The 26,118-nt window shown below is 71.1% G+C and carries 16 protein-coding genes, 5 tRNA genes and 1 riboswitch; of the genes, 11 read left to right on the top strand and 10 right to left on the bottom strand.

What is annotated here, in order from left to right; translation table 11 throughout:
- Positions 1–50: 50 nt before the first annotated feature.
- The 5 genes from hrpA to M2163_RS24760 form a co-directional block, all read right to left on the bottom strand.
- On the bottom strand, positions 51–4,010 hold the full coding sequence (hrpA, locus tag M2163_RS24780; protein ID WP_280895057.1) for an ATP-dependent RNA helicase HrpA: 3,960 nt from the start codon (positions 4,008–4,010) through the stop codon (positions 51–53).
- A gap of 154 nt (positions 4,011–4,164) precedes the next feature.
- Positions 4,165–4,238, bottom strand: a tRNA-Phe gene (locus tag M2163_RS24775).
- Positions 4,239–4,262: 24 nt separating this feature from the next.
- A tRNA-Asp gene (locus M2163_RS24770) sits at positions 4,263–4,337 on the bottom strand.
- A 38-nt stretch (positions 4,338–4,375) separates the two neighbouring features.
- Positions 4,376–4,448: transfer RNA gene (locus M2163_RS24765), tRNA-Glu, on the bottom strand.
- 80 nt (positions 4,449–4,528) lie between these two features.
- Positions 4,529–6,124 (bottom strand): metallophosphoesterase, encoded by a 1,596-nt coding sequence (locus M2163_RS24760; RefSeq protein WP_280895056.1) that lies wholly within the window; start codon positions 6,122–6,124, stop codon positions 4,529–4,531.
- Positions 6,125–6,209: 85 nt separating this feature from the next.
- On the opposite strand from M2163_RS24760, the gene M2163_RS24755 reads away from it, so the two are divergent.
- The 6 genes from M2163_RS24755 (at position 6,210) to M2163_RS24730 (ending at position 14,830) form a co-directional block, all read left to right on the top strand.
- Positions 6,210–6,560, top strand: a complete 351-nt coding sequence (locus M2163_RS24755) for a metallopeptidase family protein (protein WP_041819691.1) — start codon at positions 6,210–6,212, stop codon at positions 6,558–6,560.
- Between the two features lie 90 nt (positions 6,561–6,650).
- Entirely contained in the window at positions 6,651–7,172 is a 522-nt protein-coding gene (locus tag M2163_RS24750) for a hypothetical protein (RefSeq protein WP_280895055.1), read from the top strand.
- A gap of 514 nt (positions 7,173–7,686) precedes the next feature.
- The gene (locus M2163_RS24745) at positions 7,687–9,780 is read left to right on the top strand and encodes a DEAD/DEAH box helicase (RefSeq protein WP_280895054.1); all 2,094 of its coding nucleotides are present in this window, start codon (positions 7,687–7,689) and stop codon (positions 9,778–9,780) included.
- Between the two features lie 205 nt (positions 9,781–9,985).
- A complete protein-coding gene (locus M2163_RS24740; RefSeq protein WP_280895053.1) occupies positions 9,986–13,060 on the top strand; it encodes a VCBS repeat-containing protein in 3,075 nt (1,024 codons plus the stop codon).
- Between the two features lie 63 nt (positions 13,061–13,123).
- Positions 13,124–14,659, top strand: a complete 1,536-nt coding sequence (locus tag M2163_RS24735) for an amino acid permease (RefSeq protein ID WP_280850646.1) — start codon at positions 13,124–13,126, stop codon at positions 14,657–14,659.
- 98 nt (positions 14,660–14,757) lie between these two features.
- Positions 14,758–14,830 (top strand) — tRNA-Lys (locus M2163_RS24730).
- Positions 14,831–14,912: 82 nt separating this feature from the next.
- Here the strand turns inward: M2163_RS24730 and M2163_RS24725 are convergent.
- A complete protein-coding gene (locus M2163_RS24725) occupies positions 14,913–16,040 on the bottom strand; it encodes a dihydrofolate reductase family protein (RefSeq protein WP_280895052.1) in 1,128 nt (375 codons plus the stop codon).
- Positions 16,041–16,109: 69 nt separating this feature from the next.
- On the opposite strand from M2163_RS24725, the gene M2163_RS24720 reads away from it, so the two are divergent.
- From M2163_RS24720 to M2163_RS24700, 5 genes are all read left to right on the top strand, one after another.
- Positions 16,110–16,634 carry a MarR family transcriptional regulator gene (locus tag M2163_RS24720; protein WP_280850648.1) on the top strand — a complete coding sequence of 175 codons (525 nt, stop codon included), beginning with the start codon at positions 16,110–16,112 and terminating at the stop codon, positions 16,632–16,634.
- Positions 16,635–16,741: 107 nt separating this feature from the next.
- Positions 16,742–17,383, top strand: a complete 642-nt coding sequence (gene ribA / locus M2163_RS24715; protein WP_280850649.1) for a GTP cyclohydrolase II — start codon at positions 16,742–16,744, stop codon at positions 17,381–17,383.
- A 188-nt stretch (positions 17,384–17,571) separates the two neighbouring features.
- Positions 17,572–17,645: transfer RNA gene (locus M2163_RS24710), tRNA-Met, on the top strand.
- A 673-nt stretch (positions 17,646–18,318) separates the two neighbouring features.
- A riboswitch (cyclic di-AMP (ydaO/yuaA leader) is annotated at positions 18,319–18,476 on the top strand.
- A gap of 11 nt (positions 18,477–18,487) precedes the next feature.
- A complete protein-coding gene (locus M2163_RS24705) occupies positions 18,488–19,513 on the top strand; it encodes a M23 family metallopeptidase (RefSeq protein ID WP_280850650.1) in 1,026 nt (341 codons plus the stop codon).
- A gap of 177 nt (positions 19,514–19,690) precedes the next feature.
- Entirely contained in the window at positions 19,691–20,635 is a 945-nt protein-coding gene (locus M2163_RS24700; RefSeq protein WP_280895051.1) for an aldo/keto reductase, read from the top strand.
- Positions 20,636–20,647: 12 nt separating this feature from the next.
- Here M2163_RS24700 and M2163_RS24695 read toward each other — a convergent pair whose 3' ends face one another.
- The 4 genes from M2163_RS24695 to M2163_RS24680 form a co-directional block, all read right to left on the bottom strand.
- Complete coding sequence (locus M2163_RS24695; RefSeq protein WP_280895050.1) at positions 20,648–22,042, bottom strand: PrsW family intramembrane metalloprotease; 1,395 nt, start codon at positions 22,040–22,042, stop codon at positions 20,648–20,650.
- A gap of 50 nt (positions 22,043–22,092) precedes the next feature.
- Positions 22,093–22,980 carry a tRNA (guanosine(46)-N7)-methyltransferase TrmB gene (gene trmB, locus M2163_RS24690; protein ID WP_280895049.1) on the bottom strand — a complete coding sequence of 296 codons (888 nt, stop codon included), beginning with the start codon at positions 22,978–22,980 and terminating at the stop codon, positions 22,093–22,095.
- Positions 22,981–23,079: 99 nt separating this feature from the next.
- Entirely contained in the window at positions 23,080–24,300 is a 1,221-nt protein-coding gene (gene lhgO / locus M2163_RS24685) for an L-2-hydroxyglutarate oxidase (RefSeq protein WP_280850653.1), read from the bottom strand.
- A 73-nt stretch (positions 24,301–24,373) separates the two neighbouring features.
- Entirely contained in the window at positions 24,374–25,798 is a 1,425-nt protein-coding gene (locus M2163_RS24680; protein WP_280850654.1) for an MFS transporter, read from the bottom strand.
- Positions 25,799–26,118 lie beyond the last annotated feature (320 nt).

Here is a 26,118-nt window from a genome sequence, read left to right as displayed (position 1 = left end):
GTACAGGAGCAGGGACGTCCTGGTCGAACTCACCCTGTGTGCAGGTGTCGTCACGGAGCCAGGGTGTCGATCGCCTTCACGATCCGCTTGTCGGAGATGGGGTACGCCGTGCCGAGCGCGTGGGCGAAATAGCTGACCCGGAGCTCCTCGATCATCCAGCGGATGTCCAGGACCTGCTGGGGCACGGGCCGCCCCTTGGGGAGCTGTTCCAGGAGCCAGGCGTACTCGTCCTGCATCTCGTGGACCTTCTCCATGCGGGTCGTGTCCCGCTGGACGTTCGTCGGCATCTGCTGGAGCCGGCGGTCCGCCGCGACCAGGTAGCGCATGAGGTCCGGAAGGCGGCGCAGACCCGTCTCCGTCACGAAGCCGGGCTTCACGAGGGCGTCCAACTGCTTCCGTACGTCCGCCAGGTTCGCCAGCAGCGCCGGGCTCCGTACGGCCTTCAGACGCCGCTCACAGGCCTGCCAGGCGGCGAGCACCTGCTGCACCTGTCCGACCGTACGGACCGTCGTGTCGACGATCTCGGCGCGCACCTTGTCGTACAGCTTCCGGTACGACTCCTCGTCCCACGCCGGCCCTCCGAAGTCGCCGATCAGCTTGTCCGCGGCCGCCGTCGCGCAGTCGTCGAACAACGCCTGGATCGAGCCGTGCGGGTTCGCCGACAGGGCCAGCTTCTGGGGGTTGGTCAGCTTCTCGGATGCGAACTTCGCCGGGCTCACCGGGATGTTGCGCACGATCAGCCGCCGCGTGCCCTTCCACATGGCCTCGGCCTGCTCGGCCTCGGTGTCGAAGAGGCGGACGGAGACGGTGTCGCCGTCGTCCACCAGCGCCGGGTACGCCTTCACCGGCTGGCCCGCGCGACGGGTCTCGAAGACGCGGGTGAGCGTGCCGATCGTCCAGTCCGTCAGGCCCTTGCGTTCCAGGGACTCCCCGCCCTCGCGGGACGCGGTCGCTGCCGCCGCCTGCGAGAGGGCCTGGCGCGCCTTCGGCTTCAGCTGGAGCCGCAGCGCCTCCAGATCCTTGGCCTCCGCCAGCTTGCGCCGCCGCTCGTCCACGATCCGGAAGGTGATGCGGAGGTGGTCGGGGACCCGGGACTGGTCGAAGTCCTCCGCGTCGAAGGGCACGCCGACCATCCGCTTCAGCTCGCGGGCCATGGTCACCGTCAACGGCTCCTGGAGCGGTACCGCCGTGTCCAGGAACCGCTTCGCGAAGTTCGGCGCCGGGACGTAGTTGCGGCGGATCGGCTTGGGCAGGGAGCGGATCAGCTCCGTCACCAACTCCTCGCGCAGGCCCGGGATCTGCCAGTCGAAGCCCTCGTCCTTGACCTGGTTCAGGACCTGGAGCGGGATGTGGACCGTCACACCGTCCGCGTCCGCGCCCGGCTCGAACTGGTAGGTCACCCGGAACTTCAGGGGCCCCTGCCGCCAGGAGTCGGGGTAGTCGGCCTTCGTGACCGCCTCCGCGGACTCCCGGATGAGCATCTCCCGCTCGAAGTCCAGGAAGTCCGGCTCCTCGTGCCGCTTCCGCTTCCACCACGAGTCGAAGTGCGCCCCGGACACGACGTGTTCGGGCACCCGTTGGTCGTAGAAGTCGAACAGCGTGTCGTCGTCGACGACGATGTCCCGTCGCCGGGCCCGGTGTTCGAGTTCCTCGACCTCGCTCAGCAGCTTGCGGTTGTCGGCGAAGAACTTGTGGTGGGTGCGCCAGTCGCCCTCGACCAGGGCGTTGCGGATGAAGAGCTCGCGGCTCGACTCCGGGTCGATGCGGCCGTAGTTCACCTTCCGCTGGGCGACGATCGGCACGCCGTACAGCGTGACCTTCTCGTACGCCATCACCGCCGCCTGGTCCTTCTCCCAGTGCGGTTCGGAGTACGTCCGCTTCAGCAGGTGTTCCGCGAGGGGCTCGACCCACTCGGGCTCGATCTTCGCGTTGACCCGGGCCCACAGGCGGGAGGTCTCCACCAGTTCCGCCGACATGACGAAACGCGGCTGCTTCTTGAAGAGGGCCGAGCCGGGGAAGATCGCGAACTTGGCGTTGCGGGCGCCCAGGTACTCGTTCTTGTTGCCGTCCTTCACGTCCTTCATCCCGATGTGGGAGAGGAGGCCGGCGAGGAGGGAGACGTGGACGGACTGGTCGGGCGCGTCGTCCTCGTTGAGATGGATCCCCATCTGCTTGGCGACGGTCCGCAACTGCGTGTAGATGTCCTGCCATTCGCGGATGCGCAGGAAGTTGAGGTACTCCTGCTTGCACATCCGGCGGAAGGACGACGAGCCGCGCTCCTTCTGCTGCTCGCGGATGTACCGCCAGAGATTCAGATAGGCGAGGAAGTCGCTGGTCTCGTCCTTGAAGCGGGCGTGCTGCTGGTCGGCCTGGGTCTGCTTGTCGGCCGGGCGCTCACGCGGGTCCTGGATGGACAGCGCGGCGGCTATGACCATCACCTCGCGGACACAGCCGTTCTTGTCGGCCTCCAGGACCATGCGTGCGAGCCGCGGGTCGACGGGCAGCTGGGCGAGCTTGCGGCCGGTGTCGGTCAGCCGCTTGCGTACGTCCTTCTGCGCCGGGTCCAGCGCGCCCAGTTCCTGGAGGAGTTGGACGCCGTCGCGGATGTTGCGGTGGTCCGGCGGGTCGATGAAGGGGAACTTCTCGATGTCGCCGAGGCCGGCCGCGGTCATCTGCAGGATGACGGAGGCGAGGTTCGTCCGCAGGATCTCGGCGTCCGTGAACTCCGGGCGGGCGTCGAAGTCCTCTTCGCTGTACAGGCGGATGCAGATGCCGTCGGAGGTACGGCCGCAGCGGCCCTTGCGCTGGTTGGCGCTGGCCTGCGAGACCGGCTCGATGGGCAGCCGCTGGACCTTGGTGCGATGGCTGTAGCGGGAGATGCGGGCGAAGCCGGGGTCGATGACGTACTTGATGCCCGGGACGGTGAGGGAGGTCTCGGCGACGTTGGTCGCCAGAACGATCCTGCGCCCGGTGTGCGGCTGGAACACGCGGTGCTGCTCGGCGTGCGAGAGCCGGGCGTAGAGGGGGAGCACCTCGGTGAAGCGGTAGTTCTTCTTCACCAGCGCGTCCGCGGTGTCACGGATCTCCCGCTCCCCGGAGAGAAACACGAGGATGTCGCCCTTGCCCTCGCCCTGGAGCTCCTCGACCGCGTCGCAGATCGCGGTGATCTGGTCGCGGTCGGAGTCGTCCGAGTCCTCCTCCAGCAGCGGCCGGTAGCGGACCTCCACGGGATACGTACGACCGCTGACCTCGACGATCGGGGCGTCGCCGAAGTGCCGGGAGAAGCGCTCGGGGTCGATGGTCGCCGAGGTGATGACGACCTTGAGGTCGGGGCGCTTCGGCAGCAGCTGGGCCAGGTACCCGAGCAGGAAGTCGATGTTGAGGGACCGCTCGTGGGCCTCGTCGATGATGATCGTTTCGTAGGCGCGCAGCTCGCGGTCGGTCTGGATCTCGGCGAGCAGGATGCCGTCGGTCATCAGCTTCACGAAGGTCGCGTCCGGGTTCACCTGGTCGGTGAAGCGCACCTTCCAGCCGACGGCCTCGCCCAGCGGGGTGTCCAGCTCCTCGGCGACCCGCTCGGCGACCGTGCGGGCGGCGATCCGGCGGGGCTGGGTGTGCCCGATCATGCCCGTGACGCCCCGGCCGAGCTCCAGGCAGATCTTCGGGATCTGGGTGGTCTTGCCGGAACCGGTCTCACCGGCCACGATGACGACCTGGTGATCGCGGATGGCGGCCGCGATGTCGTCCTTCTTCTGGCTGACCGGGAGCTGCTCGGGGTAGGAGACGGCGGGCACGCGGGCCCGGCGGGCCCGCACGCGTTCCTCGCCCTTGCCGACCTCCGCCTCGATCTCGGCCAGCACGGCGGCCCGCGCCTCGGGCTTGCGGATCTTGCGCGCGCCTTCGAGCCTGCGCCCGAGCCGGTGCGCGTCACGCAGGGACAGCTCGGTCAGGCGGGCGGCGAGTTCCCCGAAGGAGGGGGCGCCGGGGGCGGGGGCAGGGTGCGTAGACATACGCGATCCAGGATCTCATCCCGGGGAAATTAGTGGCGAACGGTTTTGTCCCGGGCGGCGGAGCCCGGGGTCCCGGGATCACGGCGTCCGCTGGGATCCCCTCGACCACGGCACATACAACAAGACCCCGATCCGGAGATCGGGGTCTGTGCTGTGGCTGGGGCCGGGGTCGAACCGGCGACCTACCGCTTTTCAGGCGGTCGCTCGTACCAACTGAGCTACCCAGCCGAGAGGCTTCCGGGGAAACCTCAGCGGTCCTGACGGGATTTGAACCCGCGGCCTCCACCTTGACAGGGTGGCGAGCACTCCAAACTGCTCCACAGGACCAAGCGTTGTGCACGAACAGTGTCGCACACGGTGTTGCGTGCCCCCAACGGGATTCGAACCCGTGCTACCGCCTTGAAAGGGCGGCGTCCTAGGCCGCTAGACGATGAGGGCTATCGGCCCGCCTGGGCGCTTCTCAGCGCGTCGGGGACGTGAGAAGCATATGGGATGCCGGGAGGTATCGCCAAAACGGTTTACGGGCTGCCCGCGGGCGAGGGGGTGCGTGAGCCGGTGGGTGAGCCGGTGGGCGAGGGGGTCGCCCCCGGCTGGTTGTCCTCGGGGAGATGGCGGCTCACCTCCGCCGTCGTGAGGCCGAGACCGCCGAGCCTGATCTCGTCCCAGGCCTGGAGGCGGCGGGTGTCGCGGTCCATGTAGAGGATGGAGGCCTCGATGGGGTCGGGGTACTTGCCCTCGACGGCCCGTAGTCCGCTGCCGCCCGTCGAGCCCTCGACGCGCAGCCTGGTGCCCTTCTCCATGACCTCCATCTCCTGGTGGTGGAGGTGGCCGGACAGGATCATCGGGACCTCGCCGTCGACCCGGCGGGCCGCCGAGGGTTCGTGGGCGATCGCGAGGTCGACCGGGGTGCCCGCGGCCCGCTGTGCGCGCAGGGCGGCCGCCAGCCGGTCGCCCGCCGCCTCCTGGGACTCGTCCGCCCCCGGGTTCGTGGAGCGGTCCGGGGTGAACTGGGGGTCGCCCAAGCCGGCGAACCGCAGCCCGGCGATGGTCTGCGCCTTGCCGTTGTCGAGGACGTGGACGCCCTTGAGGCCCTCCATGTAACGCTGGGTGGTCAGGGAGTCGTGGTTGCCGCGGACCCAGACGTACGGCGCCCCGAGGTCCGGGATCGAGTCCAGGAAGCCGTTCTCCGCGGCCGTGCCGTGGTCCATGGTGTCGCCGGAGTCGACGATCACATCGACCTTGTACTGCTCCACGAGCGAGGCGATGATCTTCCAGCTCGCCGGGTTCAGATGGATGTCGGAGACGTGCAGGACCCGGATGGTGGTGGGGTCCGGCTGGTAGGCGGGGAGCGTGGACGTGACGTCGTAGAGCTTGGTCACGTTCGTCACCAGGCGGGCCAACTCCTTCTGGTAGACGTCGAACTCGGTGACGATGCTGCGCGCGTTGCCGACCAGGGAGGGGGCGGAGGAGAGCAGCCCCGAGAACTTCGGCTCCAGGACCGACTCCGGGTTCCAGGTGGCGTACGCCGTGCCGCCGCAGGCCGCCAGGAGGGTGAGGGCGAGTCCGCCGGCTCCGAGGGCCCTGCGCGGGCGGCGGTAGACCGCGAGGCCCAGTGCCGTGGCGCCGGACACCACGGCGACGCAGGAGCGCAGGGCGAGGTCGAGGGTGCCGTGCTCGACGTCCGTGGCGACCTCCTCCTGGAGGCCGGAGAGGCGCTCGGGGTGGTCGACCAGGGCCTGGGAGCGTTCCGGGTCCAGCTGGTCGACGTTGACGTCAAGGCGGACGGGGGCCTGGTGGCTGTCGAGCTGGAGCGCGCCGAGCGGGGAGACGTTGATCTTCGTGCCGCCGGTCAGGGACGGGCGCAGGGTCATCGTGGTGTTCATGGGGCCCACCGGGACCCGGACGTTTCCCACGATCAGCAGACCGAGCCAGGCGCCCAGCAGGACGACGGCGACGAGGCCGAGGGCGCGGGCCCAGGGGTGCGGCTGGTGGACGAGCTCGACGGACGGGTGGGAGCGGCGCCTGCCGTACTGGCGGGCGAGGGCTCGCGGGGGCTTTCGTAGGGTGTTCAGGATGCTCCGGACGTTCAGGACTGCGGCGGGGACGCGGGCCATTGATCCCGTATGCCCAAGTCCGCGCGTGGATATGCGGGCGTGCTCATGACTCTCGTATGGCGGGGTCGTACCGGAGAATGGGCGTGTGCTGGAGATGACGCGCGAGGAGTTCGAGGAACTGGTCGCCGAGGCGCTGGACCGGATTCCGCCGGAGTTGACGCGGCTGATGGACAATGTCGCGGTGTTCGTCGAGGACGAACCGCCGGCGGACGATCCCGAGCTGCTCGGGCTGTACGAGGGCACGCCGCTGACCGACCGGGGGGAGTGGTACGCCGGGGTGCTGCCCGACCGCATCACGATCTACCGGGGGCCGACGCTGCGGATGTGCGATTCCCGCGAGGACGTCGTCGCGGAGACCGAGGTGACGGTGGTGCACGAGATCGCCCATCACTTCGGCATCGACGACGCCCGGCTGCACGCGCTCGGGTACGGGTGAGTGGGTTTCGAACGGGGCGCGTGTCCTCTTGTGGGCGGCGGGAGTTGGGCAGGTTGACTCTTTGACGACCGCCCTCGGAGGTGGCTGCTCGTGCGCCCCTTGTACGTACCCGTCCGTCTGGCCGCCACGGTCATCGCCGTCGCCGCCGCCGCGGGCTGCATGAGTGTGGGCGGGGACGACGGTGGCGGCAGCGCGAAGCCGTCGCACTCCGCCGGTGAGCGGGGCGGGGAGGCGCCGGACGGGGGCTCGGTGGGCTCGGGAGGTTCCGTGGGGCTCGGCGGGACGGGTGCGGACGGCAAACACGGCAGGCACGGCAAGGGCAGGCACGGGGAGGAGTCCGCCTCGCCGTCGGCGTCCGCCTCGGCGGGAGCCGGCGCGTCGGCCTCGGCGGGAGTGAAGCCGGGGCATTCGGCGAAGCCGGTGCCCACGGCGACGAGGACCGACCCGGCGCCCACCCGTACGCCCGACCCGGAGCCGCCGGCGCCGAGCGAGCCGCCCGCCTCCCCCACCCCGTCGCCGCCGCCCGCCGAGCCGTCCTCGTCCGCACTGCCGGAGACCGGCACACAACTCAGCCAGCGCGAACCGGCACCCACGGCGGGGTCACCGGTGTGACGGGGGCAACCCGATCCGGCTTGCCGGGAGCGAGCCTGCCCGGTGTGTGCCGGCGCGCGGCCGCCCGCCGCGCCCGCTCCGGTGGCTGCCGAGCGTGTGCCGACGTGCCGCCCGCCGGGCTCGCGTCACGGTGGCTGGGCGCGCGGCGGCGCCTGCAGGGTGAGTGCCGGCGGCCCGGGCCCGCGGTGCCCGCCGGTGGCTGTCGGGCGTCTGGGGGCGGGCGGGTTGTCGGGTCGTGGTGCCGTGGGCGGGGGGTCCGCGGGGGGTCGTGTCGGTGGGGCGGGTGGAGGCCGGGAGTGACCTCGGATACATGCGGGGGACTTGGTTTGCCTCGGAGGGTGGGGGGTGCGTATGGTGGTAGATCGTTTGATCCCATTGCCCGGCGCCATTGCAGAGAGCGCCGTGTGGCGCGTTCTCTCCCTTGCCGTGGCTGACCGCATAGAGGCGGTCGTATTGCGAAATCACGGAGTTGACGGGCGCGTGCCGACGAGACTCCGGAAGGTTTCGCTTACGCATGTCCATTTCCAGTACTGATCACGTCGTCGTGCCCGAGAACGAGGGCACCGAGGACACTGTCGAGGTCACCTTCGCGGACCTCGGTCTCCCCGAGGGCGTCGTGCGCAAGCTCGCCCAGAACGGCGTGACCACCCCCTTCCCGATCCAGGCCGCGACCATCCCGGACGCCCTGGCCGGCAAGGACATCCTCGGCCGTGGCCGCACCGGCTCCGGCAAGACCCTCTCCTTCGGTCTGCCGACCCTGGCCCGTCTGTCCGGCGGCCGCACCGAGAAGCACAAGCCCCGCGCGGTCATCCTCACCCCGACCCGTGAGCTCGCGATGCAGGTCGCGGACGCCCTCCAGCCCTACGGCGACGTCCTCGGCCTCAAGATGAAGGTCGTCTGCGGCGGTACGTCGATGGGCAACCAGATCTACGCCCTGGAGCGCGGCGTCGACGTCCTCGTCGCCACCCCGGGCCGGCTGCGCGACCTCATCAACCGCGGTGCCTGCTCCCTGCAGGACATCGAGGTCGCCGTCATCGACGAGGCCGACCAGATGTCCGACCTGGGCTTCCTGCCCGAGGTCACCGAGCTCCTCGACCAGGTCCCGGCCGGCGGCCAGCGGATGCTGTTCTCGGCCACGATGGAGAACGAGATCTCCACCCTGGTCAAGCGCTACCTGAGCAACCCGGTCACGCACGAGGTCGACAGCGCCCAGGGCAACGTCACGACCATGTCGCACCACATCCTGATCGTGAAGCCCAAGGACAAGGCGCCGGTCACCGCGGCCATCGCCTCCCGCAAGGGCCGCACCATCATCTTCGTCCGCACCCAGCTGGGCGCGGACCGCATCGCCGAGCAGCTGCGCGAGGCGGGCGTGAAGGCCGACGCGCTGCACGGCGGCATGACCCAGGGCGCGCGCACCCGCACGCTGGCCGACTTCAAGGACGGCTACGTCAACGCGCTCGTCGCCACCGACGTCGCCGCCCGCGGCATCCACGTCGACGGCATCGACCTCGTCCTGAACGTGGACCCGGCCGGCGACCACAAGGACTACCTGCACCGCGCCGGCCGTACCGCTCGCGCGGGCCGCACCGGCACGGTCGTGTCCCTGTCGCTGCCGCACCAGCGCCGCCAGATCTTCCGGCTGATGGAGGACGCGGGCGTCGACGCCGGTCGTCACATCATCAACTCCGGTACGGCCTTCGAGCCCGAGGTCGCCGAGATCACCGGCGCCCGCTCGATGACCGAGGTCCAGTCGGAGTCCGCGGCCAACGCGGCCCAGCAGGCCGAGCGCGAGGTCGCCCAGCTCACCAAGGAGCTGGAGCGGGCCCAGCGCCGCGCGACCGAGCTGCGCGAGGAGGCCGACCGCCTGGTCGCCCGTGCCGCCCGCGAGCGCGGTGAGGACCCGGAGACTGCGGTCGCCGAGGCGCAGGCCGCGGTGGCCGAGGCGGCGTCGGTGCCCGAGCAGCCGGTCGCGCAGGACGTCGAGAAGTCGGACGTGCCGTCGTACGAGCGCCGTGACGACCGGGGTGCCCGTTCCTTCGAGCGTCGTGACGACCGTGGTGGCTTCCGCCGTGACGAGCGTCGTGACGACCGCGGTGGCCGTACCTTCGAGCGTCGTGACAACGACCGTGGTGGTTTCCGCCGCGACAACGACCGTCGGGACAACGACCGCGGCGGCTTCCGCCGCGATGACCGCCGTGACGACCGCGGTGGCCGTACCTTCGAGCGCCGTGACGACCGGGGTGGCTTCCGCCGTGACGAGCGTCGTGACGACCGCGGTGGCCGTACCTTCGAGCGTCGTGACAACGACCGTGGTGGTTTCCGCCGCGACAACGACCGTCGGGACAACGACCGCGGCGGCTTCCGCCGTGACAACGACCGTCCGGCCGGCCGTTCCTTCGAGCGCCGTGACGAGCGGGGCGGCCACCGCGGCAGCGACCGCCCGTTCAACCGGGACCGTCAGGGCGACCGCCCGGGCTTCCGCTCCGGCGGCCACGACCGCCCGAGCCACGACCGCCCCTACGGCCGTCGTGACGACCACCGCGGCACCGGCACCGGCTCCTTCGGCCGCCGCGACGACAAGCCGCGCTGGAAGCGCAACAGCTGACGCCTGCCAGTAGCCAACGCCGTGGCCCCCCGTCGTACCTGACGGGGGGCCACGGCGTTTGTCGTGTACCCAGTCAGAAAACGCTCTCCGGAAGAGTCAAGAGCGGGTAAGATCAACGCACTTATGAGACGGGCGTGATGGCCGGGGGGCCAAGGACACCGCAGACCGGTGGGCCGCCCGTCTCCTTTCTCGGGGAGGGTCTTCCTTGGCTCGTCATGCCGCCGTACGTCTACGCCTCGTCGCCGCTTCCGCCGTACTGGCGGCGGGTCTGAGCCCGCTGCTCCCGTCGTCCGCCGTCGCGGACACCGCGCAGGAGACGGTGGTGCCGGCCGCGCTGAGGGACTACGGACTGTCGGCCTCGTTCCGCTCGTCGTCCACCGGCAACGGCCACGACGCCGCCGGTGCGCAAGGCGTCTTCCACACCATGGAGGGCCGTACCGGCCTGCTGTGGACCCGGTACGCGGACGGCGAGTCGGTGAGCGTGCCGGCGACGCCCGAGGGCACGGCCGCGGGCACGACCGGCACCGACGTCCTGGCGTACAAGTACGCCGACGGCCGGGTCGACTTCTGGGACGCGACCGACGGCACGAGCCGCGGGCTGCGGGTCCCGGACGGGCTCGGCTATCTCACGTCGTACGACCACCTCACGATCGCCTTCCGGAACCTGACCGACGAGAACGGCACGACCACCCGGGAGATGCACCTCCTGACGCCCGGGCCGAACGGCGGCACCGCCGACCTGACCGTCACGGGCGGACCGGCCGGCCTCCTCCTCGGGCAGGCCGCCGGAGCGGACTCCACGACGGTGTACTTCCGCGCCTCGGTGGACGGGCAGGCGGGACTCGCCGCCGTGGACCGCGCGACCGGTGGGGTGCTGGGCTGGAGCGGTCCGCTCCCCGTGACGTACTCCCGGGTGGCCCTGGGCGGCGGCCACGTCGTCGTGCACGCCCTCGACAAGGCGACGGTCCTGGTGCTGCCGCGCGACCTGTCGACGGCCCCGGTCGAGGTCAAGCTCCAGGGTGTCAGCGACGGGGCGAACGCCACGCACAACCTCGCCGTCGTCGGCGACTGGCTGGTCAACGGGGTCTACTCGACGACCGCACAACCCCTCGCGGGCGGCGCGCCGGTGACCCTCCTGCGGTCCTCGCAGAACGGGATCACGGCCGGCCCCGGTGGCACCGCCGTGAAGATCGGCACCGCCGCCGAGCAGGGCATCCAGCGCATCACCCCGGGCGCGGACGGCGGCCCGCCCGTCGTCACCCTGGTCAAGGCCCTGCCCAAGCCGGCGCTGCCGATCCAGGGCCTGTCCCTGGAGCAGGGGCGGCTCGTCGTCATGGACTACTACCGGGACTGGACCCGTGCCGACTGGCTGCGGACGGTGGCGCCCTCCGGTACACCGCAGTTCGGCGAGCGCAGTGCGTTCACCACCGACGTCGTCACACCGACCTGCGCCGCCACGGACGTGGCCTGCGGGCAGCTCCACGGCACGGCGGACGGCCGGATCGTCTGGCTCTCGCACGACGAGACCACCGACCGGATCAGCGTCCACGGCCCCGGCGACGACGGTGTCTGGGAGCGCACCGGGCTGCCCCAGGGCGGCCAGGTCACCGATGTCTCGGGCCAGTACGTGCTCTTCACGGCCCCCGCCCAGCAGTACGTCTTCCGCATCGGCGACACCGGGGCACCGGCGCTGACCCGCACCCCGGGTGCCGCCGCCCTCTCCGGTGACGTGCTGTGGACGGCGGGCCCGACACCCGGCACCGTCACGGCGTACAGCCTGACCACGAGGACGACCACCGAGACGCTGACCCTGGACTCCGGCTGCGCTCCGACCGAACTCCAGGCGGTGGGCCGGTACTTGTACTGGACCTGCGGTGACAAGGCCGGCGTCTACGACCGTACGGCGAAGAAGTCGGTGCCTGTGCCGACGGGTGAGGCCAGGCTCGGGGACGGGTTCGTCGTCACGCACGACAGGCAGGCCGGGAAGCTGACGCTCACCACGGTCGCCGGCGGAACCGCCGAGAGCCGTGGCATCGGCGATCTGCCGGACACCGGTGTCTCGCAGCGGGACGTGCGCTGGACCGTCGACGAGTCCGGCGCGAACGCGGCCTTCGTCGACGGCGAGGAGCGGGTGCACCTCGTACCGTCCGGCGTGGCGCAGCAGCCCCTGCGGCTGCTCGCCCCGGCCACCAGGGCCTCGTCCGTCACGGCACGCACGTTCGACACGGTGCCCGACACCCTGACCACCCTGCTGCTGTCGAAGCCGACCTTCGACTGGGACGTCAGCGTGCGCAACCGCGCGACCGGCAAGGTCTACGGCGACGTCAGGGACGGCACGGCCGCGCGGGGTGCGCTGAGCGTCGGCTGGAGCGGACTCGACCCCAAGGGCACCGGGGACGCGTACCTGCCGAACGGCTCCTACGACTGGACCGTCACGGTCACCCCGGCAGACGGCGTAGGCGGTCCGCTCACGGTGACCGGCACGGTCAAGCTGGTGAAGGGCCAGGCCGTCCGCCGCGACCACGTGGGCGACGACGGCTTCGGCGAGCTGCTCACCCTCAACTCCTCCGGGGCGCTGACCTTCCAGCAGAGCACCGGCAAGGGCACGTTCTCGGGCAAGGTGAGCGGCAGCGGCTGGCCGACCACGGTCAAGGCGGTGCCGTTCGGCGACCTCAGCGGGGACCGGTGCAACGACATCCTGGTGCGGCTGAGCAGCGGCGCCCTGCGCGCCTACAAGCCGGGCTGCGGGGCCGCGCTGAAGCCGTCGACGCCGTACACCTCGCTGGGCACCTCCGGCTGGAACCAGTACGACGTGCTGACCGCGCCCGGTGACGTGACCAGGGACGGGCGCCCCGACCTGATCGCGCGGAACTCCTCGACCGGGACGGTGTACCTCTACAAGGGCACCAGCACCGGCAAGCTCTCGGCCCGGGTGAAGCTCTACGACAACTGGAAGACGTACAAGAAGATCGTGGGCGCCGGGGACCTCAACGGCGACGGCATCGGCGACCTGCTCGCGCACGACACGGCGAACAACCTGTACCGGTACTACGGCACCGGAGGCGGCACGTTCGGCGCCCGCACGAAGGTCTTCGCCGACTGGGGCGGCTCCTACAACGTGATCGTCGGCGTCGGTGACATCACCGGCGACGGCAAGGCCGACCTGGTGTCACGGGACAGCGCAGGGAACGTCTGGCGCAACAACGGTGACGGCAAGGGGTCGTTCGGGGCGCGCACGAGGATCGCCACCGGCTGGCAGGGCTACAAGGGCCTTTTCTAGAGGGGCACTTCTCGGCCAAGTTGTGACGTGTGTCACGCCCCCGGTGTGGGAATCGCTGGGGGCATGACAGATGACGACACAGCGAGTGGGCTGTCCGACGAAGAACGGCTTGCCCAGCTCGGCTACACGCAGGTCCTCGCCCGCCGCATGTCGGCGTTCTCCAACTACGCGGTCTCCTTCACGATCATCTCGGTGCTGTCGGGATGCCTGACCCTCTACCTCTTCGGCATGAACACGGGCGGCCCGGCCGTGATCACCTGGGGCTGGGTCGCCGTGGGTCTGATGACGCTGTTCGTCGGCCTGTCGATGGCCGAGATCTGCTCGGCGTACCCGACCTCGGCGGGCCTGTACTTCTGGGCCCACCGGCTGGCACCGCCCCGGACCGCGGCCGCCTGGGCGTGGTTCACGGGCTGGTTCAACGTGCTGGGCCAGGTGGCGGTGACGGCGGGCATCGACTTCGGCGCCGCCTCCTTCCTCGGGGCGTATCTGAACCTGCAGTTCGACTTCGAGGTGACCCCCGGGCGGACCGTGCTGCTGTTCGCGGCGATCCTGGTCCTGCACGGTCTGCTCAACACCTTCGGCGTGCGGATCGTCGCGCTGCTGAACAGCGTCAGCGTGTGGTGGCACGTGATCGGTGTGGCGGTGATCGTCGGCGCCCTGACCTTCGCCCCCGACAAGCACCAGTCGGCGTCCTTCGTCTTCGGCGAGTTCGTGAACAACACGGGCTGGGGCAGCGGTGTCTACGTGGTCCTGCTCGGCCTGTTGATGGCCCAGTACACCTTCACCGGCTACGACGCCTCCGCCCACATGACCGAGGAGACCCACGACGCGTCCACGGCGGGTCCCAAGGGCATCGTCCAGTCGATCTGGACGTCGTGGATAGCGGGCTTCGTCCTCCTGCTGGGCTTCACCTTCGCCATCCAGTCCTACGACGGCGCCCTCGCCTCCCCGACGGGCGCACCGCCGGCCCAGATCCTCCTGGACGCGCTCGGCGCCACCGCCGGCAAGCTGCTCCTCCTGGTCGTGATCGGCGCCCAGCTCTTCTGCGGCATGGCCTCGGTGACCGCCAACAGCCGCATGATCTACGCCTTCTCGCGCGACGGCGCCCTGCCGTTCTCGCACGTCTGGCACACCGTCAGCCCGCGCACCCGGACCCCGGTGGCGGCGGTGTGGCTGGCCGCGGGCGGAGCGCTCGTCCTGGGCCTGCCGTACCTCATCAACGTGACCGCGTACGCGGCGGTGACCTCCATCGCCGTCATCGGCCTCTACATCGCCTACGTCATCCCGACCCTGCTGCGGCTGCGCAAGGGCGACGCCTTCGACCGGGGGCCCTGGCACCTGGGCCGCTGGTCCCGCGCGATCGGCATGGTCTCGGTGGCGTGGGTCGCGGTGATCACGGTCCTCTTCATGCTCCCGCAGGTCTCCCCGGTCACCTGGGAGACCTTCAACTACGCCCCGGTCGCCGTGCTGGTGGTCCTCGGCTTCGCCTGGATCTGGTGGACGGTCTCGGCGCGGCACTGGTTCCTGAACCCCGAGCACCAGCGCACCAGGGCCCGCGAGGCGGCCCGCGCGAACGCGCCCGAACCGGTCGATCCCTGATCTTCCCGCCCGTTCCGCCCGCCCGACGCGGCCGTGTCCCCGATACCCGATCGGAGACACGGCCACGTCCGGCTATGCTCGGGGAGGCAACATCGCCTGGGCCCTTAGCTCAATTGGCAGAGCAGTGGACTTTTAATCCATTGGTTGTGGGTTCGAGTCCCACAGGGCCTACCGGTGGCGGGCGGCGCCCGGGTCGGCTTCGGCCGGTTCGGGCGCCGCTGCGTTTTCCCGGCCCACGCCGGCACTTCGGGCGTCACAGCAGGTGGTGGTTGGGTGCCTTCGCCCGGGTCGCGTACTCCTCCAGCACCACCACGTCCACGCCCTCCGTCGTGAGCAGGCCCGTTCCGTCGGCCCCCTCGACGAACGTGTCGGGCTCCCGCCACGCCGTCACCACCCGGTGTACCCCCGCCTCCAGGATCAGCCGGGCGCAGGGGGCCGGGCGGGAGGCGCGGCGGGTGCAGGGTTCCAGGCTGGTGTAGACGGTGGCGGTGCCGAGGCGCGGGTCGGCCGGGTCGATCTTCGCCAGCGCCGCCTCCTCGGCGTGCACGACCGGGTCGCCGCCCTCCCGGGAGTGGCCGCGTGCCAGCTCCGTACCGTCGGCGGCCACCACGACCGCGCCCACGCTGAACGCCGTCCGCGAGGGCGGGCAGTGAGCCGCCAACTCGCAGGCCAGCGCCAGCCAGTGGTGGTCCGCGGCGACCGGGACCAGGCCCGTGCCGGGGGCGGTGGGCTCGTAGCGGGTCAGGACCACGTCCTCGATACGGCGGGTCTCCACCAGGCGCAGCCGGCCGGGCTGGTAGCCGCCCGGGCCGAAGAGCCGGGGGGCGCCCGGGTCGCCGACGAACAGCGGGGCCAGCACCAGCTGCACCTCGTCGGCCAGGCCCTCTTGGAGCAGCTGGGTGTGGATGCGGCCGCCGCCCTCGACCATGAGCCGCTCGACGCCGTACACCGCGTGCAGGTGCTCCAGCAGGCGGCGCCAGTCCAGCAAGGGGCCGAGGGGGACCACGTCGGCGGCCAGGCCCGCCTCGCGGGCCCGTTCCGCGCCCTTGTCGGTCGTGTAGACGACCTTCTCGCCGCCGGTGTGCCAGAAGTTCGCCGCCGGGTCCAGCTCGCCCGAGCCGCTGACCGTGACCTTCAGGGGGTACGGCGGCTTCCCGGCGGTGACCCGGGCCGCCCGGCGCTCCTCGGAGTTGACCAGGAGCCGGGGGTTGTCGGCGCGGATCGTGCCCGCGCCGACGAGGATCGCGTCCACGGAGGCGCGGACCTCGTCGACGCGGTCGAAGTCGGCCGGGCTGGACAGCAGGAGCCGGTCGGGGCCGGTGTCGTCGAGGTAGCCGTCGAGGGAGACCGCGGCGGAGAGGAGGACGTAGGGGTGGGGCACGGAGGACTCCCCGGCGGGTCGAGGGACGGCGGGCTTGGTTCAAGTTTGAAGCAAACCTACACTGGGAGCATGACGACCCGCTGGCTCAGCCCCGACGAGCAGCGAGCCTGGCGTGCCTACATCGCCGCCTCGCTCCTCCTGGAGGACACCATCGACCGGCAGCTCCAGCAGGAGGCCGGCATGCCCCACCTGTACTACTCCATCCTCGCCAATCTCTCCGAGACCCCGGAGCGCCGGCTGCGGATGACCGATCTCGCCGAGGGGCTGAAGATCACCCGGCCCCGGCTGACGTACGCCGTCGCGCGGCTGGAGAAGGACGGGCTGGTGCGGCGGGAGAGCTGCCAGTGGGACAAGCGGGGCAGCATCGCGGTCCTGACGGACGAGGGCATGGCGGTGCTGGAGCGGGCGGCGCCGGGACATGTGGAGACGGTCCGCGCCGCGCTCTTCGACCGGCTCACACCGGAGCAGGTGGGGCAGTTGGAGGAGATCTTCACCAGCGTCACCGCGGGCCTCCAGGGGGAGGGCGGGCCCGTCGAGGAGGTGCCGTGGCGGCGGCGGTCGTCCCCGTCCTGTTCCGGTGAGGGCCGGGCGTGACGAGCGCCATAAAACCGTTGCTTCAAATTTAAAGCATGGGGTAGGGTCTCGATCAGTAGAACTGCTTCAAATCTGAAGCAGGTATGCCTACGGACCGGAGTACCCGCATGACCGACCTGCCCGCCGCCACCCAGCGCTCCCGCGTCCGCGTCCCGCTGCGCTTCGGGGACGGTTACCGCGTAGACGCCGAGCTCGTCACCTTCCACGGCCTGACCGACGGACGGGAGCACCTCGCCGTCGTCCTCGGCGACCCCGCCCCCGGCACCGTCCCGCTCGTGCGGTTGCACTCCGAGTGCCTCACCGGCGATGTCCTCGGCTCCGCCCGCTGCGACTGCGGACCCCAGCTCCGTGAGGCGGTCGAGCGCATCGCCGAGCGCGGCGGCGTCCTGCTCTACCTCCGCCAGGAGGGCCGCGGCATCGGCCTCTACAACAAGCTCGACGCCTACGCCCTCCAGGACCAGGGCCTCGACACCTATGCCGCCAACACCGCGCTGGGCCTGCCCGAGGACGCCCGGGACTACACCGCGGCCGCGCAGATGCTGACCGCGCTCGGGATCGGCGAGATCGACCTGCTCTCCAACAACCCCGACAAGGCGGGCCAGTTGAGGGACCTGGGGATCGGCGTCCACGACCGTGTCCCCACCGGGGTGTTCACCACCGCCCACAACGTCCGCTACCTGCGCGCGAAGGTCCTCCAGACCCAGCACACGCTGCCGCTGGGCGAGTTGACCGAACTCGGCGTCGGCTGAGCGTCACCGGGGCGCGTGCGCCGGACAGGCCAGGCGTGCACGCGCAGAAACACGTCGCCGCGGCCACGGTGGCCTCCGCCGCACGCTGCACGGGCTTGCGCATACCGCTCTCGCCGGACGGGGCGGCCTCCCCGGAACAACCCTGGCGCGAAGCACCCGGCGGATGACGTATGCTGGTCACACAACGACGCGGGGTGGAGCAGCTCGGTAGCTCGCTGGGCTCATAACCCAGAGGTCGCAGGTTCAAATCCTGTCCCCGCTACTCAAGGCTCAGGGCCGGAATCCAGTTCACTGGACTCCGGCCCTGAGTGTTTCCCCCGGTCGGATCACCCGGTCCGCCCCACGGACGGCAGCCGGGCGAACCTGGAAGCGTGGAGCAGGAGGACCGGTCGCGCACCCGCGCGCCTTCGTCCGCATGCTCCCGGCACTGCTGCTCGTGGCCGGGGCACTCCGGGAGGCCGCCGAGCAGGGGCCACGCAGCGGCAGCGTGGCCCCGGCCAAGAAGACGTGCTCCTCGGCCCGGTCGGGCCAGGCGCCGAGGGTGCCCGCGCCGAGGCGGCAGGGCGCAACTGCGGACGGGCAGCGCGCACACCGTGCCGTCGCCGTGCAGCGGCAGGGGCGGCGGGTGGCCGCGGTTGGCGCGGGGCGGGCGCGTTCCGGGGGTTCCTTACTGACGGCATGGCGTTGCTCGCCGTAGGGCGGTGTTTGTGACGAAGGGTGAGCGGGTGAGCGCCCTCCGCACTGCGACTGTCACACCGTCAACATCTGTGTGGTTACTGAAAGAAGGTCAACTCGCCCGTTTTTAGCCGTTCATGGGCCGTAAGTCCAGCGGGATTTCGTTAATGATCAAGCGGAACAGCTTGGAATCGGGCCCCCGGGTCTATTAACGTTCGATAACGCAGCGCGGTCGTCCCAGCCGTCACAAGAGACGGCTCCGTGCTCACGCGCCGAATTCCGCAAGGGAACCGGGGAACCACCACCTTGGGGTGAATCGCTCGTAGTCCGCCGTGGCAGCACGGTGGGTATACGCGCGTAGGAGACCTTCCTGCTCCGAACCCGTCAGCTAACCCGGTAGGCGAGAAGGAAGGAAAGGAGCGCGCCCACGTGGCGTCCAACCCGCCTGCCCCCGAGGCGCCGTACGTACCCAGCGACACCCTTGTGTACGGCGGTTACCGCGCCGACGACGAGGCCCCGCTCGGTGAGTGGAACCCGACCGCGGACTCCCTCGCTCCCGTACGCGGCCGGCATCGCGTCGCCAAGCAGCGCGGCGGGGGATTCGCCCGCAGCTCCACCGTCCTGGGCGTAGGCGTCATAGCCGCGGTCAGCGCGGGCGGGATGGCCAGCGCCAACACCGGCAAGCCGCCGGTCTCCATCTCCATGCCGGACCTGCCCAACGTGGGCTCGCTCATCTCGGACGACGCCGACACCGCCGCGGACGACACGAGCGCCTTCAGCAGCGTCGGCGCCACCACCGCCGACACCGCCGAGGGCACCTCGGACGCCGGTGAGGCCCTGCGCTCGCGCATCCTGGCCCAGGCCGAAGTGCAGCAGGACCAGCTCGACACCAAGGCCGCCCAGGCCGTCGCGGACGCCGCCCAGAAGGAGGCCGACGCGGCCGCCGCCAAGGCGGAGAAGGAAGCTCAGGAGAAGGCCGCCGCCGCGAAGAAGGCGGCGGAGGAAGAGGCCGCGAAGAAGGCCGAGGCCGAGCGCCTGGCCGAGCTCGCCAAGCAGTACACGCTGCCGACCTCGTCGTACACCATCACCTCGACCTTCGGTCAGGCCGGCTCGCTGTGGTCCTCCGGCTACCACACCGGCCTCGACTTCGCCGCCCCCACGGGCACGCTCATCAAGGCGGTCCACAGCGGCACCATCACGGAGGCCGGCTGGGCCGGTTCCTACGGGTACCGCACCATCCTCACCCTCGACGACGGCACCGAGCTGTGGTTCTGCCACCAGTCCTCGATCAGCGTCAGCGTCGGCCAGAAGGTCGCCACCGGTGACGTCATCGGCCGCGTCGGCGCCACCGGCAACGTGACCGGCGCGCACCTGCACCTGGAGGTCCACCCGGGCGGCTCTGCCGACGGGATCGACCCGATGGCGTGGCTGCGCGGCAAGGGTCTCAACCCCTGAGGCCCCCGGCCCCGCCCGTACCTGAGATCACCCGGCCCCGCCCGTACCTGAAGTCACCCGCGAACTCCGGCAGCCCTGACGACGTCCCCCCGACGTCAGGGCTGCCGGTGCGCCGGAGGGACTGCTTCCGCTTGTTTACGAGGACTTTGCGGCCGTTCAGGAAGACCGGCGTCCGGCATGACTTCTCTTCGCAAGCTCGGCTCCTCGGACCTCGAGGTCTTCCCGCTCTCCCTCGGCGGCAACGTCTTCGGCTGGACCGCCGACGAGGCCACCTCGTTCGCCGTCCTCGACGCGTACACCGCGGCCGGCGGCAACTTCCTCGACACCGCTGACTCGTACTCGGCCTGGGTGGACGGCAACTCCGGCGGCGAGTCCGAGACGATCATCGGCAAGTGGCTGGCGGCCCGTGGCAACCGTGACGACGTCGTCATCGCGACGAAGGTCAGCCAGCACCCCGACTTCCCGGGCCTGACCGCCGCGAACATCAAGGCGGCGGCGGACGCTTCGCTGCGGCGCCTGGGCACCGACCGCATCGACCTCTACTACACCCACTTCGACAAGCCGGAGATCCCCGTCGAGGAGATCATCGGCGCGCTGGACGAGCTGGTGAAGGCGGGCAAGGTGCGGGCGATCGGCGCCTCCAACATCTCCGCCGCACGCCTCGCGGAGTCCCTCGACTTCTCCGACCGCGAGGGCCTCGCGCGCTATGCCGCCCTCCAGCCCCACTACAACCTGGTCTCGCGCGACACGTACGAGGGTGAGCTCCAGGCCGTCGCCTCCCGGCAGGGCCTCGCCGCCGTCCCGTACTACGCCCTCGCCTCCGGGTTCCTCACCGGCAAGTACCGCGCCGGTACGACGGTGGAGAGCGCGCGACGGGCGGGTGCCGGCAAGCACCTGGAGACCGAGCGCGGTCGCAAGGTGCTCGCGGCGCTCGACGACATCGCCGAGTCCCACACCGTCCCGGTCGCCACGGTCGCCCTCGCCTGGCTCGCCGCCCAGCCGACGGTCGCGGCCCCGATCGCGTCCGCCCGCACGGTGGAGCAGCTACCGGCGCTGTTGAGGGTGGCGGAGCTGACCCTGACGGAGGAGGAGCTGGGGCGCCTGACGGAGGCGTCGGCGTAAGGGGGACGGGCCCTAGGTCCGATAGGGGTTGTACGCGGGGTACGGCACCGTGGGCTGTGCCTGGACCGGATGGACCGGATGGACCGGGCTGACCGTCGGGAACGGGTGGGCGGGACGGTCCGGCTGGGGCGGATGTCCGTACACCCCGTGCACCCCGTACACCGGCCAGGGCGGCGCGGCCACCGGTGCCGTCGTCCGGGCCGCGTGGTCCAGCGCGGGACGCGCCACGTCCCGCCGCCGCCACAGCTCGTGCAGCAGCTCCCGCTCCCGTACGACGAAGTCGGCGTTCGCCCGTCCGAGCCGCCCCCGACGCCGCAGGAACGCCAGCGACGTCGCGTACGCCTCGTACTGCGAGACCGCCCGTGCCGCGGGCCGCCCGCCGAACTGCCGCCGCGCGTAGTCGCGCGCCACCCGCCGCGCCCGCATCGAGCCCAGCACGTACGGCTCGCTCGGCGTCAGCCACCCGGCCACGGCGTACGCGGGCAGCTCCTCGCGCACGGTCCTCAGCTCCCGCTGCCGCGTCCAGATGACCAGCCAGGTCAGCAGCGCGAACGCCGGCACCATGAACATCGCGTACACCGCGAAGAACCCGTACTCCCCGAACGTCGACGAGCCGTTCCACATCGCGTGCATGCCCATCGCGAGCAGCAGCCCGCAGAGCGGGACGAGGACCCGTCGGATGTGCTGGCGTTCCGCCGACAGCGCGGAGATGCCGAAGCCGATGCCGGTGAGGACGGTGAACAGGGGGTGCGCGAACGGCGACATCACCACGCGCACGAAGAAGGTCGCGGCGGTGACGGAGGCGATGCCCCGGTCGCCGGTGAGCTGGTCGGTGCCGAAGGCGGTGCCGAGGTAGAGGATGTTCTCGGTGAAGGCGAAGCCGGTGGCGGTGACCCCCGCTATCACCACGCCGTCGACGATCCCGGTGAAGTCCCGTCTGCGGAACAGGAAGACGAGCAGGACGGCGGCGGCCTTGGCCGACTCCTCGACGACCGGCGCTATCACGGTCGCGCCGAGGGTGTCCGCGCCGGTCGGGTCGGCGGTCGTCGTCGCTATCCACTTCGTCGCGAAACTGTTGGCGATGATCGCTATGAGCGCGGCCGCGCAGGCGCCCCAGGCGAAGGCGAACAGCAGATTGCGCCAGGGCCCCGGTTCGACCCGGTCCAGCCAGCGGAACGCGGCCATGAGCAGGGGTACGGGCAGGACGGCGAGGCCCAGTCCGACCAGGAATCCCTCGGTGCCGGTCTGCTGGCGGACCAGGGCGAGGATGACGAGCCCGGACAGGGTGAGGAGCGTGATCAGCGCGCCGTAGCGCACCCACTTGCGCTGCCACCAGTGCGCATGCCGCAGCGCGGAGCCGCCGGCGGGGTCACCGGGGTACGTCGGATACGGAGGACAGGTGGCCACAGCATCGACCTTAACGAGACAGAGGCGCCGCCCGCAGGCAGGCGGCCGGTTCAGGCGCCGGTGGGGGACTGGTCGGGTCGGTCGGGTCGGTCGCCGTGCTGTACGCGGCGGAACAGCAGGTCGTTCACGACATGTCCCTTGTCCAGTCCCTGTCCCTCGAAACGGGTCAGCGGACGGAAGTCGGGACGCGACGCGAAACCGCCGTCGGCCTGTGTGTTCTCGAAGTCGGGGTGCGCGGTGAGGACGTCGAGCATCTGCTCGGCGTACGGCTCCCAGTCGGTCGCGCAGTGCACCAGCGCGCCGGGGCGCAGACGGGTCGCGGCCAGGTCCAGGAACTCCGGCTGGATCAGGCGCCGCTTGTGGTGCCGCTTCTTGGGCCAGGGGTCGGGGAAGTAGACGCGGAGCCCGTCGAGCGAGTCCCGGGTGAGCATCTCGCGCAGCAGGATGATGGCGTCGCCGTTGCCGACCCGGATGTTGGACAGCTTCTGCTGCTCGGCGAGGTTGAGCAGATTGCCCTGACCAGGGGTGTGCACGTCGACGGCGAGGATGTTGGTGCCGGGGTCCGCGGCGGCCATCTGCGCGGTGGCCTCGCCCATCCCGAACCCGATCTCCAGCACGACCGGGTTGTCGTTGCCGAACAGCTCGCCGAGATCGAGCGTGTGCTGTCCGTCGATGTCGAGCCCCCACGTCGGCCACAGGCGCTGCAACGCGTCCGCCTGCCCCGCCGTCACCCGGCTCCGCCGCGGCTGGAAACTCCGGATCCGCCGCTCGAAGTGCGACCCCGCGGGATCGGCGCTGGGCCCGTCGGGGAACCGCGGCTCCCCTTTGGCCCGGGTGTGCCGAACAGACACACCGGGCACATGGGCAGCGGCCTCGCCGGACTCGGTGGACCGGGACCGGGACCGGGGGGCTTCGGGGGCGTTGAGGGAATCAGACACAGTGGGGTCGATTTTACGGCGGCCCGGCCGACCACGACGCAGCCCACCACGGGGCGGCCGGCCCAGACGCAGCCGACCCCGGCAGCCCCCGGGCCTTCGCTATGCCGAGCGCAGTGCTTCCAGGGCTCGGCCGGCCACCTCTCGGCCGATCGGTAGGGACGCGGTGGCCGCGGGTGAGGGGGCGTTCAGGACGTGGACCGTGCGGGGCCCCTCGCGGATCAGGAAGTCGTCCACCAGGGTGCCGTCCCGCAGCACCGCCTGGGCCCGGACCCCGGCGGCCGAGGGAAGCAGGTCGTCCGGGGTGACGGCCGGCAGCAGTCTCCGGACCGCCGTGGTGAACGCCCTGCGGGACACCGAGCGCCGCAGCTCACCCGTGCCGTACCGCCAGTGGCGCCGGGCTATCTGCCAGGACCCCGGCCACGCCAGCGTCGCGCCGAGCTCCCGCGGCCGTACGGTCCCCCAGTCGTATCCCTCCCGGGCCAGCGCCGGCACCGCGTTCGGCCCGATGTGCACCCCTCCGTCGATCCCGCGCGTGAGGTGCACCCCGAGGAACGGGAACGCCGGATCCGGCACCGGATACACCAGGCCCCGCACCAGCTCGGGCCGCGCCAGCGAGTAGTACTCGCCCCGGAACGGCACGATCCGCATCCCGGGGTCGTCCCCGGTCAGCCGCGCCACCTCGTCGCAGTGCAGCCCGGCGCAGTTCACCAGCACCCGCGCCCGTACGACGTCCCCGGCGCCCGTCCGCACGGCGACTCCGAGATCAGGGCGCCGGTCGATCCGGCGCACCTCGGCGCCGTACCGGATCTCCGCGCCCGACGACTCGGCCAGCTGCCGTGCGACCCCGACGAAGTCGCACACCCCGGTCGTCCCGACGTGTATCGCGGCGAGCCCCTCCACCTCGGGTTCGTACTCCGCGATCTGGCCGGCGCCCAGCTCCCGCACCGGAATGCCGTTCTCCCGGCCGCGCTGGACCAGTCCGTGCAGTCGCGGCAGCTCGTCGCGCTCGGTCGCGACGATCAGCTTGCCGGTGACGGCATGGGCGATGCCGTACTCGGCGCAGAACTTCACCATCTCGGCGGCCCCGCGCACGGCGTACCGCGCCTTGAGCGAGCCCGGGCGGTAGTAGATCCCGCTGTGGATCACCCCGCTGTTGCGCCCGGTCTGATGCCGGGCGGGCCCCGCCTCCTTCTCCAGCACCACGACCCGGGTGCCGGGCGCGCTGCGGGTGATCGCATACGCCGTGGACAACCCGACGATGCCGCCACCGATCACGAGCACGTCACCGTCGTAAGCGATTCCGGACCGCACCTGCACCACCTCCCACCCCCGATAGTGCACTGCACCACTGACAGTCACTTCAAACGCGGGAGGCGGTGCCGGCGTCCGGGTCTCACGCCGGAGCCATCAGCAGCGGCCGGGCGCGCTCCCGAAGCTCCACCACCCGCGGCTCGTCGCCGTACGGCTCCAGCCGGTGCAGGAGGTCCTTCACGTACTCGGTGGTGCGGGCCGAGGAGATGCGCCCCGCGACCTCCACCGCCCGCACGCCCTGCTCGCACGCCGCGTCGAGATTGCCCGACTCGAGCTCCGCGACGGCGGAGACCACGAGCCGCAGCCCGTGCGAGCGTACGAACTCCTCGGTCGGCTTCGACAGCGCCTGCTCCGTGAAGCGGCGGACCTGGCGCGGGGCCTTCAGGTCGCGGTAGCACTCGGCCGCGTCGGCGGCGAAGCGGTCGTAGGAGTAGAAGCCGAGCCACGACGGGTCGTTGTCCCCGTCCCGGGACCGCTCCAGCCACCCCTCCGCCGCCTTGAGCGCCGCTCCGGCCGCAGCGGCGTCACCGGCACGCGCGTGTGCCCGCGCCTCGACGAGCCGGAAGAAGCTCATGGTGCGGGCGGTCGCCAGGCCCCGGTTGCGTTCGAGGGCGGCCTGCGCGAGGTCGACGCCCTCGTCGCCGAAGCCCCGGTAGGTCGCCTGCAACGACATCGACGCGAGCACATACCCCCCGAGGGGGACGTCGGCGGCCGCGCGGGCCAGCCGCAGCGCCTGGATGTAGTACCGCTGCGCCGCCTCCTGCTGTCCCGTGTCGAAGGCCATCCAGCCCGCCAGCCGGGTGAGCTCGGCGGAGGCGCCGAACAGGGCCCGGCCCACCTCGTCGGAGTACGAGCCGAGCAGCAGCGGCGCCGCCTCCACCCGTAAACACTCGGGCACCATGGACGAACGCCAGTCGCCGCCTCCGTACTTGGAGTCCCAGCGCCTGGCGTCGTCGGCCGCTTCCCGCAGCTTCTGCACATCGCTGTGGCCGACTTTGAGCGGTGCGCCGGACCCCTCGGAGTGGTTGGTCTCGCGCGCGACCGAGCTGTCGGCCGGGGTTATCAGCCATCGCGAGGCGGGCGTTGCGTATGCGCTCACTGCGAAGGAACCGGCGAGGGACTGCCAGATGCCGCCCGCGCCGGCACGGCGGCCGGCGAGGTCCAGGCGGTAGAGCTCCGTGGCCGATCTGACGGCCTGTCCGACGTCCCTGGGGAAGGCGAGGCCCACCTCCGGCGCGGGATCCGCGTCCGCCAGGCCGATCTCGTGGAGCGGCACCGGGCGGCCGAGCTTCTGGCCGATGGCGGCCGCGATGAGGTGCGGCGCGGCGCCCTGCGGCACCATGCCCTTCGACACCCAGCGCGCCACCGACGTCTTGTCGTAGCGAAGTGTCAACCCGCGTTGAGCGCCAAGATCGTTGACGCGACGCGCGAGTCCTGCGTTGCTGATTCCCGCGAGGGCGAGAACGGCGCCGAGTTTTTCGTTCGGCCCGCGTTGCTCCCTGGACATGCGCCACCCCTCGACACAGACGGCTGCCGCGCTGGCATAACCACGCGGCATTCGTAAACCCAGCGTAGTTCGCCGCATCCCAAGCGTTAAGGGGCATTGTTCCGGATGGCGGGATTGTGGTCCGTACTGAAGTGCGGGTCCGATACGCGCAGTTGCGTCGTGCTCCTGTTGTGTGGCCGTGCGCCCGTGTGTGCGCTCTTCTCCGGCCACCGGGGGAGCGCTTCCATGGATGGTGCGTGGGTCGGCCCGCTGTACTGGATCCAGTGGGCTGGGGGACACCGCCGCCTACATCCCCGCGGGCGGCGGACCGGCCCGGGGGG

Origin of the sequence: Streptomyces sp. SAI-135, from assembly GCF_029893805.1 — a bacterium.
Taxonomy (GTDB): domain Bacteria; phylum Actinomycetota; class Actinomycetes; order Streptomycetales; family Streptomycetaceae; genus Streptomyces.
This window is presented reverse-complemented; position numbering and strand designations above follow the sequence as displayed.